Annotated in this window: 8 protein-coding genes; 1 reads left to right on the top strand and 7 read right to left on the bottom strand. The window is 42.5% G+C overall.

Annotation, left to right across the window (positions count from 1 at the left end; all coding sequences use genetic code 11):
* Positions 1–95: 95 nt before the first annotated feature.
* Both ccpA and BLR82_RS18970 read right to left on the bottom strand, forming a co-directional pair.
* Complete coding sequence (gene ccpA / locus BLR82_RS18975; RefSeq protein WP_074601013.1) at positions 96–1097, bottom strand: catabolite control protein A; 1002 nt, start codon at positions 1095–1097, stop codon at positions 96–98.
* Positions 1098–1304: 207 nt separating this feature from the next.
* Positions 1305–2363: a bifunctional 3-deoxy-7-phosphoheptulonate synthase/chorismate mutase gene (locus tag BLR82_RS18970; RefSeq protein ID WP_074601012.1), complete on the bottom strand. Its 1059-nt coding sequence runs from the start codon at positions 2361–2363 to the stop codon at positions 1305–1307.
* A 170-nt stretch (positions 2364–2533) separates the two neighbouring features.
* Here BLR82_RS18970 and BLR82_RS18965 point away from each other — a divergent pair, with 170 nt between their 5' ends.
* A complete protein-coding gene (locus BLR82_RS18965) occupies positions 2534–4666 on the top strand; it encodes a cell division protein FtsA (protein ID WP_074601011.1) in 2133 nt (710 codons plus the stop codon).
* A gap of 143 nt (positions 4667–4809) precedes the next feature.
* Here BLR82_RS18965 and BLR82_RS18960 read toward each other — a convergent pair whose 3' ends face one another.
* From BLR82_RS18960 to BLR82_RS18940, 5 genes are all read right to left on the bottom strand, one after another.
* A complete protein-coding gene (locus BLR82_RS18960; RefSeq protein ID WP_083334954.1) occupies positions 4810–5205 on the bottom strand; it encodes a YtxH domain-containing protein in 396 nt (131 codons plus the stop codon).
* A gap of 14 nt (positions 5206–5219) precedes the next feature.
* Positions 5220–5636, bottom strand: coding sequence for a DUF948 domain-containing protein (locus tag BLR82_RS18955; RefSeq protein ID WP_026569673.1), 417 nt, complete (start codon positions 5634–5636; stop codon positions 5220–5222).
* A 445-nt stretch (positions 5637–6081) separates the two neighbouring features.
* Entirely contained in the window at positions 6082–7389 is a 1308-nt protein-coding gene (gene murC, locus BLR82_RS18950; protein ID WP_074601009.1) for a UDP-N-acetylmuramate--L-alanine ligase, read from the bottom strand.
* Positions 7390–7515: 126 nt separating this feature from the next.
* Positions 7516–8631 carry a nicotinate phosphoribosyltransferase gene (locus BLR82_RS18945; protein ID WP_074601008.1) on the bottom strand — a complete coding sequence of 372 codons (1116 nt, stop codon included), beginning with the start codon at positions 8629–8631 and terminating at the stop codon, positions 7516–7518.
* Between the two features lie 153 nt (positions 8632–8784).
* The gene (locus BLR82_RS18940; RefSeq protein ID WP_074601007.1) at positions 8785–11229 is read right to left on the bottom strand and encodes a DNA translocase FtsK; all 2445 of its coding nucleotides are present in this window, start codon (positions 11227–11229) and stop codon (positions 8785–8787) included.
* Positions 11230–11727 lie beyond the last annotated feature (498 nt).

The raw sequence follows: 11727 nt of genomic DNA, 5'->3' as shown, positions 1-11727 counted from the left end.
TAATTAATGCACCGCACTCTACTAACTGTTTCGACAAGATAATGAAGGCAGCCATAAAAGCTGATTCCCACCCATGCGTTTTGCAGGAATTGATATTACTGGGACTTGGTTGAATTTCGCTCAATAATACGATGCGGCAAAATGATGTTCTGTTCGGTGACTTCCTCTTTATTCATATATTTTGTCAATAAACGCATTGCAACAGCACCAATATCATACATCGGTTGAACAATTGTCGAAAGCGTCGGACGGACCATCGTTGCTAAACGAGTGTTGTCGAAACCGAAAACTTCCAAATCCTCCGGCACTTTCAAGCCTCTGTCCTGTGCCCCGTGTATCACGCCAAGAGCCATTTCATCTGATGCGACAAAGATACTTGTTGGTTTTTTACCCAAAGCCATCAGTTGTTCTAATGCTTCGATACCGGAATCATACGTATAATCCCCTTTTATAACATACTCTTCGTTCAAAGTTACATTTTTTTCTTCCAAGGCACGCTTATAGCCATTGAATTTTTGATTATTGATTTCGGTTTCTTCCTGTGCCGATACAAAAGCTGGATGCTCATTTCCATGATCCAACAACAAAGAAGTCGCTTCATATGCGGCTTGTTCATAATCAATATTCACAGAAGGGGTGGACTCTGTCTCATCAATCGTCGCAGCTAATGCAACAGGGACAGGAGAAGTCTTGAATTGTTGGACATGCTCTTCCGTGATTTTCCCTCCCATAAAGACAATCCCATCGACTTGTTTCTCGAGCATTGTGTTGATAAGATGAAGTTCCTTGTCTTTGTTTTGGTCGGAATTGCTCAATATTATATTGTAGTTATACATCGTGGCGATGTCCTCAATTCCGCGGGCTAATTCGGCAAAAAAGATGCTGGATATATCCGGAATGATCGCGCCAACCGTTGTTGTTTTCTTACTCGCCAGGCCACGGGCAACGGCATTGGGACGATATCCAAGACGTTCTATGGTATTTAACACTTTTTTCCTGGTTGCAGGCTTGACATTCGGGTTTCCGTTGACAACCCTTGATACAGTAGCCATGGATACATTCGCTTCACGTGCTACATCATATATTGTAATATTCATAAGTAAAAACCTCCTATATCTATTCCTATATCTCGTACTGCTTTTCATTAATAATACGATACTCTACAAGGTTCCGCAATGTTTGCAAACAAAATGCTCACTTCTTTACCAGTTTCCACGAAAACGTACCCGATTAAACAAAAATAAAGCCCTCACCATATAATAGCAGGCAAGGGCTTTATGACCAAGCGATGAAACTTGGTTACATTATTTTTTTAATTCTGCCATGAAACGATTGAATGTTTCAATATCCATTTGCTGGGCAGAATCAGAAAGCGCAACCGCTGGATCTGGATGTACTTCCGCCATTACACCGTCTGATCCAATTGCAAGTGCTGCTTTAGCTGCCGGTAAAAGCAAGTCCCGGCGACCAGTCGAGTGAGTAACATCCACCATGACAGGCAAATGTGTTTCCTGTTTAAGAATTGGAACAGCGGTAATATCAAGCGTGTTCCTGGTCGCCCGTTCATACGTGCGTATTCCTCTCTCACAAAGGATGATGTCGCCGTTGCCTTTGGAAATAATGTATTCTGCAGCATTTATAAATTCTGAAATCGTAGCTGACAATCCTCGCTTAAGAAGAACAGGTTTATTTACCTCGCCTGCAGCTTTTAACAGTTCAAAGTTCTGCATGTTCCGAGCACCGATTTGGATGACATCGATGTATTCAACCGCCTTCTCTATATCTGCTGGATTAACAATTTCACTTACCACCGCAAGTCCATATTCATCCGCCACTCTTTTCAAAATTTGCAGACCTTCCAAACCGAGCCCTTGAAAGTCATACGGGGAGGTACGCGGCTTGAACGCTCCGCCTCTTAACAACTTCAAGCCTTGGTTTTTGACAGCTTCAGCTACCTGTGCCACTTGCTCATAACTTTCCACCGCACAAGGCCCCATAATGAAATGCTGGTTGCCATCTCCGAATTTTTCGCCATTAATATTGATAACCGTGTCTTCTGGCTTTTTCTTTCTGGATACAAGCAATGCTTTTCGATGATCATCCTCCTGCAGCTCCAGGCTTGCTTTAAATATCTCCTTGAATAGAGCTTCCAATGTGGAGTTCTCAAATGGACCATTGTTATGTTCGGTAATCAAATCAAGCATTGCCCGTTCCCGTACTGGATCAAAACGGTAAGCACCTTGTTTTTCTTTTATCTGTCCGATCTCCTGAACCAGTTCGGCACGTTTGTTGATTAGCTCAAGAATCTCTAGATTCACCTGATCAAGTTTGTTTCGTAATTGATCTAATTGTTCATTACTCACTGTCAAACTCCCCCTTGAATATGTAATAATAGTAGGTAATAGAATAATAATGTACTAATTTTTAATAATTAGGGATTATTATAGCTAAAATATTGCTTGTTGTCATTAGTAAGATTTATAAAATTTCGTATATTTGATTTTTTATTCAGTACTTGAAGGGGATACGGACAATGACGGAAAAAATATTTTCCCTTGATATAGGGACACGGACCGTGATCGGCCTAATTTTAGAGAAAAAAGACGCAAATTACGAGCTGATTGATTATTATGTGGAAGAGCATCAGGAACGAGCGATGCTTGATGGGCAAATCCATGACGTCGTCGCAGTTGCCGAAACGATTGAAAAAGTGAAACTACATTTGGAAAACAGCCATGGTCCTTTGAAAAGTGTATGTGTGGCTGCAGCCGGAAGAGCATTGAAAACAAAAAGGACACAGGTCTCCAAAGAGATTGATCAGCAGCCGCTTATGAGCAAAGAAGATATATTGTTTTTAGAGCTTTCTGCCGTACAGAAAGCACAGTATGCCTTGGCTAATGAAGCCTTAGAAGATACCAGCACGGAATATTATTGTGTTGGTTACTCTGTGATTCGGTACCAATTAGATGCACAGACGATCGGATCCCTTATTGATCAACAGGGAAAAACCGCATCGGTTGAAATCATCGCCACCTTTTTGCCAAAGGTTGTCGTCGAATCCTTGATTTCCTCTCTTACAAGAGCAGGACTGGAAATGCAAGCATTGACGCTTGAGCCGATTGCGGCTATAGATGTTTTAATCCCGGCTTCTATGAGAAAACTCAACGTCGCCTTAGTAGATATCGGAGCCGGTACAAGTGATATTGCTTTGACAGACGACGGAACCGTCTCTGCTTATGGAATGGTTCCGAAGGCCGGAGATGAAATAACTGAAGCGCTTAGCGAGCATTTCCTTTTGGATTTCCCTCAGGCAGAACAAATGAAACGGGAATTGAGCAGTCAACAAGAAGTTACCATCACAGATATACTGGGTTTTGAACAAACTATAACTTATGAAGAGGCTGTTACAGCAATTTCGGAGGATATTGACGCATTGGCAGAAGCGATTCAAGCTGAAATTCTCACACTGAATAATTGCGCTCCAAAGGCGGTAATGCTGGTGGGAGGCGGAAGCTTAACGCCAGAAATCACCAGTAGACTGGCTTCTAAACTGGAATTGCCGGGAAACCGTGTGGCAATAAGAGGAAGCGAGGCAATACCGGCTTTGACTAAAACCGATCGTCTTCCTGGCGGTCCGGCATACGTAACACCTATCGGCATAGCGATAGCAGCTAAACAAAATCCAGTGCATTACATCAGTGTGACGGTCAATGAAAGAGCCGTACGCTTATTTGATATGAAGCAGCTTACTGCTGCAGACTGTTTACTGGCTGCCGGTATCAATGTTGATAAATTATATGGGCTGCCGGGCATGGCTGCCATCGTGTCGGTGAATGGAAAAGAAGTCACGATTCCCGGAAGTTACGGTACCCCTCCTACATTATGGCTTAACGACGAGGCTGCACAAATCGACGAGGCAATTAAACAAGGTGATAAATTAGTGGTGGAAAAAGGAAATGATGGTTCCCCTCCAGATATAACGGTGGCTGAACTGCTTGGCGACATACCAAAAACTTCTATATCACTGAATGGAACGGAAATTGAAATGGAAACGAAAATCCTGGTTAACGACATGGAAGCTGGACCGGATACAAAATTGGAGGATCGGGATAACATTAGGGTGGAAACGGTAAAAACCGTTAGAGATCTGCTTATATATGCCGGCCGGGAAGAGTGGCTCGAGGGTACAGAAGATTTCACTGTATTTGTAAACGGAAACCAACTACTGCTAGATAACATTCCAGCTTATTTGCAGAAAAACAACCAACAGGCAAAACTGGAAGATAAAATCAAAAACGGGGACAGTATTACGTACACTAGCAGTCAAAATCCGACTGTCAATCATATCCTGGAAAAAATGCAATTACAGATGAAGTATCATCTTCCCATTACATTCAACGAGGAAAAATTAGTATTGGAAAAGCCGGCTGTAAAGGTGACCAGGAATAGCAGGCAGCTGACTGAAGAAGACACAATCAATCCAGGAGACCATCTTTCCATCGAAAAAATACCACATTCTCCATTTATCTTTCAGGATATTTTTCGATTCGCAACTGTAAATTTATCGGAAGCAACTGGAAACTTCCACATTTACAAAAACGGGGAACCGGCAGCTTTTTTTGACGAATTAGCGCCTCACGATGAGTTGGTCCTGCATTTCCAATAAGGTAACGGAATTCCTTGCCAGTTTGGAGTAACCTACAAACCTGCCGTTTAGAAAAATAAGGGCAGGATTAGAACACCTTGGCTATGCATCTTTATCTTCTGCAAAAAGGCTGCAGCATGAATTACTCGCTGCAGCCTTTTTTATTATGCTTTGTTTTCTTCTTGCTCTTTTTCGATTTCATCAGCCGCTTCTTCAATTGCCCGGGCTACTTCCTCGGCAGCTTTCTCAGCTTCTTCATCCGAATTTTTTCCACGGTTTTTGAAAGAATCGGTAGTGTCTTTCATCATTTTTGTTAAATCCTGCGATTTAACTGTAGCCTTTTCCCGCCACTCAGAGCTTTTTTCGTATGCAACGTCTTTCCACTCGTTTGCGCGGTCTTTCACGTAACCGGCGTTTTCATTCAACGAGGTACGGAGTTCCCTGCCGGACTTAGGAGCCAACAGAAGTGCCACAGAAGCACCGACTACACCGCCAATTATAGAACCAATCAGAAAGTCTTTCCCATTTACATTTTGGTTTTGATCTGGCTGATTTGCCATCATCATTCCTCCCGTTAAACGTTTTTATTGTTTTTTCTTTGTTTCCACAAATTCATGACGACCGTACCCCAATTCATCGCCTGTGCTGTTGTTTCTTTATTTTGCTCTGCAACTACTGTTACTTTGCTGGATACGGAGCGAATGGTATTGTTAAATTCTTTGACAGATTCGCCAATTCCTTTCACACCATCAACAAGTGTATTTAACTTTTGAGACTTATCATTAATATCTTCTGCAAGCTTATTCGTTTTATTTAACAAAGCCGTACTCTCTGTTGTAATGCCTTCCATCTGTTTTTCCAGTCCTTCCAAAGTGGAAGCAACGTCATTCAGTGTACGCTGAGCTGCTTTCAATACCATCGCTAAATAAACTACTAAAACTGCAAAAGCTATTGCTGCAATCAGTGCCGCAATATAAAGTAAGTTTTCCATGTAACTTCAACTCCTTTTCTTATGTAATTAGTAAATGCTTGCTGCAATAGGAAAACACTTATTGGATGAGAATCCAACAGAAATATTCATTTCCTCATATGGGAACAATATACCCTAATGCGACAAAACTAAACAACTTAAAGTTTACTATTAGCACGGCAGGAAAGAAAGCAATCAGCATGTTTTCATGAGATCAAACGATTAAATTTCGGCTTTGGCACCCATCTTTCAGCAAAAATTTTGTACATTTTGAATGGGTAAGCTAAAATCAGCTCATAGCCACACAGAGATTTACTTAAGACCTCGAGGGGGTTGGCGCTGAAGCCAGACAACATCTCGCCAGCTCACCCCTCATACCTTGCAAAAAAATAACAGGGAGAATGATGTCTCTCCCTGTTATCCATTCGATATAAAACGATAAAAATCCTGTCTGCATAAAAACTTATTACTGTTTCGTATGTTTTAGTCCTGCTTCATAAGCTTGCTGGAACTTTTGAATATCCCCAGCCCCCATGAATACCAGAACGCTATCCTCATACTCCCTAAGTATCTCTGTATGCTCCAACTCCAAAAGGGACGCATCTTCAACCCGTTCAATAAGGTCGTTGATTGTCAAATTCCCATTATCTTCCCGGGCAGATCCGAAAATATCACAAAGAAATACCTTGTCCGCCTGCTTCAAGCTATCGGCAAATTCCTGCAGGAACTTTTGTGTGCGTGTGTAAGTATGAGGTTGAAAAATCCCCACTACTGTTTTGTTTGGATATTTTTTTCGCGCTGATTCAATCGTCGCCTCGATTTCCTTTGGATGATGTGCATAGTCATCCACTAACACCTGTGTACCGATCTGTTTTTCCGAAAATCGGCGTTTAACTCCTGAAAAGGTGCTGATTTTTTTAATATCCTCTGCCTTCATGTCTTCATAGTGGCAAAGCGCAATAACTCCAAGCGCATTCAAGACATGATGATTACCGTAGCCTGGAATCGTAAATGTATCATAATAAGTATTGCGAACAAACACGTCAAAAGAAGTGCCATCTTCGGTTTCTGCAATATTCTTAGCTTGGAAATCATTTGAGTCCGATAGCCCATAATAAAGCACCGGTACTTTTGCCTGCAGCTTTTGTAAGTATTCATCATCGCCACAAGCGATAATCCCCTTCTTGACTTGATAAGCCATTTGCTGAAAAGCATCGATGACATCGTCAATGCTTTGAAAATAATCCGGATGGTCAAAGTCGATATTGGTCATAATCGCATAATCGGGCTCGTATGCAAGAAAATGACGACGATATTCACAAGCCTCGAAGGCAAAGTACTTACTATCTGCATGACCCATTCCCGAGCCATCACCGATTAAATAGGAAATTGGGTACGTTTCCTTCAGAACATGCGCAAGCAAACCGGTCGTCGATGTTTTGCCATGTGCACCTGTAACTGCAATACTGGTGTATTGTTTCAGCCATTCCCCAAGAAAATCATGATAGCGATAGTACGTAAGACCAAGACGCTTGGCTTCCTGTATTTCCACGTGATCCTCTTTGAAGGCATTGCCTGCGATGATGGTCAACCCTTCTTTAATGTTATCCTTTGAAAAAGGCATAATGGGTATATTTTTTCTTTCAAGGGCTTCCTGGGTAAAGAAGCGTTTTTCAATATCAGATCCTTGGACATTCTCCCCCGAATCATTCAGGATCTGTGCCAATGCGCTCATTCCCGTCCCCTTAATACCAATAAAATGGTAAGTTGTCATAAAACAGTACCTCCAAAATGAGTCATAATTTTATCTCTTTATGTACGTATTGGTGTACATCAATTTACGGTTATCAGTTCCGCTCGATAACATAGATTTTCCCGATAACATATGTTTCAAACTATCCTATTGGTCCGAATCGACAAAGTCTACTTTTTCAAGCCGTGGATTCGGGCGGTAGCGTCTGCCCTCTTTCGCTTGTGGCTTGCCATTCAACAACACATTGTCTCCTGTAAAACCGATGTTGATTTTTAACAGGCTTCCACCAATCCCATACATATCAACCGGCACCTTCAACTCTTCAAATTCTTTGATCCTGCTTTCGGTAAAACCACCGCTGACCATTATTTTCACATGCTGGTATCCCTCTTCATCCAGGGAACGCCTCAAAGCAAAAACCAATTCAGGGTTCACTCCCCTTGGATCAAATGTGCCCATCAAATGTTGGTTGCGAAGGAAGTACTTATCCACCAGTGTCCGTGATGTGTCAAGTCGAACACCTTTTAATGTTTCACCGAATTCACGGGCGACTTTTAAAGAATCGGTAATCACGTCATTATTGTAATCCACTAGTGCCATTAAGTCGTCTTCCGGATACAATTGATGATAAGCTTTGGAAGCTTCTACAATATCTCCTTCAAACATTTGAATCAAAGCGTGTGGCATCGTGCCCATTCCCTGCTTTCCCCACCATTCATTCATGGCATGGGTAGCCTGAGCCGTAGATCCCCCAATAAATGCTGCATAGCCGTCTCCGGCCTGCTGTGTAAAGTGATCATCACGGTCTCCCATAAAAATCACAGGCTTTTGCTTGCCGGATGTCCTTGCGGCTTTTACCACATTATATACATTCGTGGCAACTGACGTTCTTCTGGCTAGTATTCCATCAATGATGCCTTCTAAATATCCAAAATATTGATAGGGGCCTGTCACCGTCAATACAGACTCAAAAGGGCTGATCTTATCCCCGTCCTTCAAAGAATGTATTTCCAATTTCTCCGGGTGGTCGGCGAAAGTATGTAGCAATGCAATGGCTTCGTCAGTACCGCATAAAACAGCATGGTCTTTTTGAAAAAACTGCATGGTTACATAATTGTCAGGAACCTTATTCTTGGCAATTTCCCTGGTCTTTAAAAAGTAGACTGCCGAAAACCAGCCCTCTTTGACTCTTTCATCAAATTTAAATGTTTTATTCGTTAAACGGCTTATTTCGCCGTTTAATTTTTGTGTGATTTCCTTCATGTTCAATTACTCCTTAGAGATTGTCTTTACCCATGATAATAGTTCATTCTCTATCATATAAGAAGCTGAAGCTCACGACAAGTTATTTCCTCCTGATTCATGACTAGCCGTGACAGAATTCGACCCCCATTGATATCTCAATGGGGGTCGTGTTCACTTATAAGATTCTTCCAGATAACTCTCGGCTTGTGTACTGGATATCAATACATCACGTGGTTTGCTTCCCTTTTGCTCGGAAATAATCCCGTGAGACTCCATATAATCAATCAGCCTTGCCGCACGGTTATACCCTATTTTAAAACGTCGCTGCAGCAGGGACGCGCTGGCGCCGTTTTGTTGAAGGACGAATGCAACGGCTTCGTTGAACAATTCATCCTCTTCTTCTTCGACGTTTACTTGTTCTAGCAGCTGTTCCTGTTCAAACAGGTAGTTAGTCGGCGCCAATTTTCTAACATAATTCGTCACACGCTCAATCTCCTCATCCGATACGAATGCCCCTTGAATTCTGACAGACTGACCCGATCCGTTCTCCAAGAAGAGCATATCACCCCTGCCGAGTAATTTTTCCGCACCATTGGTATCGATGATCGTCCGTGAATCCACTTGAGAAGAAACGCTGAACGCAATACGTGTAGGAATATTTGCTTTTATCAGGCCTGTGATGACATCCACTGACGGACGCTGCGTTGCCAGCAATAAGTGCATACCGCAAGCCCTGGCTTTCTGAGCAATCCGGCAAATCGCATCTTCGACATCTTGCGGGGAAACCATCATCAAATCAGCCAGTTCGTCAATAACGATCACCAAGTAAGGGAGATGCTCGTCATCTCGCTGTTGCTGCTTCATCTTTTGGTTATAGCGTTCTACATCCCGTACACCTTCTTTGACAAACTTCTCGTAACGCTCTTCCATCTCATTAACAGCCCACTTCAAAGCCGAGGTTGCAGCTTTCACATCGGTAATGACCGGGGAGACCAAATGTGGAAGTTCATTATAGGGAGCAAGCTCTACCATTTTCGGATCTATCAGCAGAAACCTAACATCTTTATGGGATGCTTTATAAAGAAGGCTAATCAAGATCGTATTGATACAGACACTTTTCCCCGATCCAGTTGCACCCGCAATTAAACCGTGCGGCATTTTCTGCAAGTCCGTGACAATCGGCTTGCCGGCTATATCAAGACCGAGTGCCACAGATAACGGGGACATTGCATCCCGAAAAACTTCCGCTGAAAATATTTCCTGCAACCCAACCGCTTGTGCCTGCGGATTGGGCACCTCGATTCCGATTGCGTTTTTGCCGGGAATCGGCGCTTCCATCCTTATATCCCTTGCAGCCATATTCAATTTTATATCATCGCTGAGGTTTTTAATTTTGCTTACCTTTACACCAAGCTCAGGTTGAACTTCAAATCTCGTAACAGCAGGGCCGCTCATCGCATTTACTACTTTAGCTTTGACATGAAAATGAGCTAATGTCGTTTCAAGTAATTCAATTTGTTGATTCACCCAATCACGATTTTCCTGCGATTTTTGAACTGGATCATTCAGCAAATAACCCGGCGGTCCCTTAGGTTCCTTTTCAACCGAAGTTTCCTCTTTTCGTTCTTTCCGGAAGCGGTTGCGCTTATCCCTCGGCGTCATGATAACGTTGAACGGTGTCCGGGTTTTAGGTCGGACCGGAGGTTCCTTAGCATCAGTATGCTGTTCCTGTTGCTTCTCATCGAAAAGCGTCTGTTCAACTGGTTCCTCCATTTTCTCGGAATCAAGTCCATTTCCGGCGATTTCCCACCTATCTTCCATCATCGTAAGCTTTTCTTGTTCTTCCACTTTCTCTTTTTCATAAGAACTTTCCTGCGCTCGCTCCGTCGTCGATTCTACCGTTTCGCCACTTACTTCTGTAAGCTCTGCCTCTGAATTTTCTTTATCCCTAACGTTCGAACTTAAGGATACGGCTTCAGCAATTGTTATATCTTTTTGTTCCAAATGTTTTTCCAGTTCGGCATCTTTTGCCTCCCAACTGCTATCAATGGGGGGTTCCAGTGGTAAATCCCCCGTCGGTTCTTTCTGGGGATTCTCCATTCCTCTATCATCCATCTCTGCATGATTTGAATCCTTTTTTGTGAGAGAACTCTCCGCCCTCTTTACCCCTTCCTCCTTTTGTTTTCGCAAAAAAGCTGGAGTATCAGTGTCCTTCTTGACTTGGCGAAAACCATAAATCGGGGATGGAACCTCAGTCAATTTGAATGGTTGTTTCGATTCAGCAGGCTCTACCTTTGTTGAGCCTTTATTTTGTTGTTTTTTAACAGGTCTGTGTACGTCCAGATCCTGATCTTTTCTACTGGTTTCATTGACTTTGTGCTTCTTCTCCGGTTTTCTTCGCTCGTATGCCGGTCTTGCTCCTTCCCCTTTCTCCTGCATGTCAGGAATGACGGGAAATTTAAAGGAAGAATTTTTGGGATATTGATAAGAAACTTTCGTATGTATACGGTTTGTGCTGCTATTCTCTTGACTGTCTTTTTCCTGTGGTATTGTTTCTGTTTCTGGCTCCTCATCAGCCAAAAGCTGTTTGAATTTTCTTTTTAGTTGCTCCCACATAGACTTCACTCTTTCTCATAAATAGTTACTTTACTATTCTATCAGTTTTCCCAACCAATTTGGATAAATAAAATGAATCATATTTTTTAAGCAAAGCACAAATCTATTCCAGGTAAAGCGAACTTGCCAAATAGTGATGCAGAGACGAAGTTATTCTTAAGAAGACCTCGAGAGGATTGGTCGCATGAGCCGCTTCCAAAACAGCGATTCACCGTCTTTTTCAAAAGTGTGGCCGGCGTTTCTATGTTTAATCTTTAGGCTTGTGTAGAACCTAAAGGGACTTTGACAAAATCATCCCTTCTCTTGTGAATAATGCAGCCCTCATTTCAGCAAGGCACTTCACTTTCTGAAAAAAGTTGAAGCCGTCCCCGTGGAACGCGCAGTACCTTGTTGCAGCGATACGAAGCATGCAGAAAACAACAGGATAAAAAGAGACCATACAAATAAACTGAACGGAGTCAATTAGCATTTAACTGATGACATGCTTTTTTCCCCGCC

This window comes from Sediminibacillus halophilus, assembly GCF_900103695.1.
Classification (GTDB): domain Bacteria; phylum Bacillota; class Bacilli; order Bacillales; family Amphibacillaceae; genus Sediminibacillus; species Sediminibacillus halophilus.
Note: the sequence above shows the minus strand (reverse complement) of the source record. Positions and strands in the feature narration are given on the sequence as shown.

Bases quoted from the DNA above. Each gene is read 5' to 3' on its own strand.
- ccpA (WP_074601013.1), bottom strand. From the start codon at position 1,097: ATGAATATTACAATATATGATGTAGCACGTGAAGCGAATGTATCCATG.
- BLR82_RS18940 (WP_074601007.1), bottom strand. From the start codon at position 11,229: ATGTGGGAGCAACTAAAAAGAAAATTCAAACAGCTTTTGGCTGATGAG.
- BLR82_RS18955 (WP_026569673.1), bottom strand. From the start codon at position 5,636: ATGGAAAACTTACTTTATATTGCGGCACTGATTGCAGCAATAGCTTTT.
- BLR82_RS18965 (WP_074601011.1), top strand. From the start codon at position 2,534: ATGACGGAAAAAATATTTTCCCTTGATATAGGGACACGGACCGTGATC.
- BLR82_RS18945 (WP_074601008.1), bottom strand. From the start codon at position 8,631: ATGAAGGAAATCACACAAAAATTAAACGGCGAAATAAGCCGTTTAACG.
- BLR82_RS18960 (WP_083334954.1), bottom strand. From the start codon at position 5,205: ATGGCAAATCAGCCAGATCAAAACCAAAATGTAAATGGGAAAGACTTT.
- murC (WP_074601009.1), bottom strand. From the start codon at position 7,389: ATGACAACTTACCATTTTATTGGTATTAAGGGGACGGGAATGAGCGCA.